The following is a 1,246-nucleotide window of genomic DNA, read 5'->3' as shown; positions in this document are numbered from 1 at the left end:
CAGGGCAATCGCTTCAGCCCTGGCGCGGGTTTGAGCTGCGCGGGGATGAGGATCGTGGTTCAGGAGGGGCTTGTCGCTCTGTGAGGCCCCCATGCCATCATCGCTGTCGATCCTCGACCATTTCTCAGCTCTGGAAGACCCGCGCCAGCATTGGCGGGTGATCTACCCGCTGCCCGAGATCCTGCTGCTGGTGTTGTGCGCCACGCTCTGCGGCATGGACGACTTCGTCGAGATCCGGCTGTGGGGTGACCAGCGCCTGGACTTCCTGCGTCGCTTTCTGCCTTACGCGCGCGGCTTGCCCGCTCACGATACCCTCAACGATGTCATCAAAGCGCTCGACGCCGACCTCTTCAAGACCTGCTTCACCACCTGGGTCGAGAGCCTGCGCGAGGCCGAACCCGACCTCATCGCCGTCGACGGCAAGACCTCCCGGCGCTGCCACGCCAAGACCAAGGGCCGGGCCGCCCTGCACACCGTCTCAGCCTGGGCCGCCCGTCAGCGCCTCGTGCTCGGCCAGGAGGCGGTGGCCGACAAGAGCAACGAGATCACCGCCATCCCGTGCCTTCTGGAACGGCTCGAACTCCGGGGCGCCCTCGTCACCATCGACGCGATGGGCACCCAGACCGCCATCGCCGAGACCATCGTGGCCCGAGGCGGCGACTATCTGCTCGCGCTCAAGGCCAACCGCCCCGCCACCCACGACGACGTCGTGCGCGTCTTCGCCGATCCCGGTGACCTGATCGTGGACACCCACGAGACGCTCGACAACGATCATGGTCGCCTCGAACGCCGCCGTGCCAGCGTATGCCACGACGTGAGCTGGCTCACCTCGGATCGCCGCTACCCCGATGAGCCGCATATGCCTCATCTGGCCATGATCGGCCTGATCGAGACGCGGGTCGAACGCGCCGGTCGGGTCGAACACGAGAGGCGCTACTACCTCTCGTCTGCCAAGCTCGACGCCAAGACCTTCGCGGCCGCCGTGCGGGCGCACTGGCAGATTGAGAACCGCCTGCACTGGGTGCTCGACGTCGTCTTCCACGACGATCTCGTGCGGCTGCGGACGGGATCAGGCCCACAGAACATGGCGGTGGTGCGCCATATGGCCATCAACCTCGTGCGCGCACCGCACGATCGCCACAGCCTCAAGGCCCGCAGAAAGCTCGCCAACCTCAATCCCGACTACCTCGAAGCCCTGCTCCGACATGCCCCAGCAGACCCGGCAAAAAGCTGAAGCGATTCCCCT

General features: G+C 66.2%; 1 protein-coding gene. It reads left to right on the top strand.

The features are described 5' to 3' along the window. The first annotated feature begins 91 nt into the window (after positions 1-91). Positions 92-1,234 (top strand): ISAs1 family transposase, encoded by a 1,143-nt coding sequence (locus VP06_RS31650; protein WP_048467796.1) that lies wholly within the window; start codon positions 92-94, stop codon positions 1,232-1,234. Positions 1,235-1,246: the final 12 nt, after the last annotated feature.

Origin of the sequence: Methylobacterium aquaticum (assembly GCF_001043915.1) — a bacterium.
In the GTDB taxonomy this organism is placed as follows: Bacteria; Pseudomonadota; Alphaproteobacteria; order Rhizobiales; family Beijerinckiaceae; genus Methylobacterium; species Methylobacterium aquaticum.
The sequence above is the reverse complement of the archived record's forward strand: the minus strand, read 5'-3'. Positions and strand labels throughout refer to the sequence as shown.

Excerpts from the sequence above, each read along its gene's own strand:
- VP06_RS31650 (WP_048467796.1), top strand. The coding sequence starts at position 92 with ATGCCATCATCGCTGTCGATCCTCGACCATTTCTCAGCTCTGGAAGAC.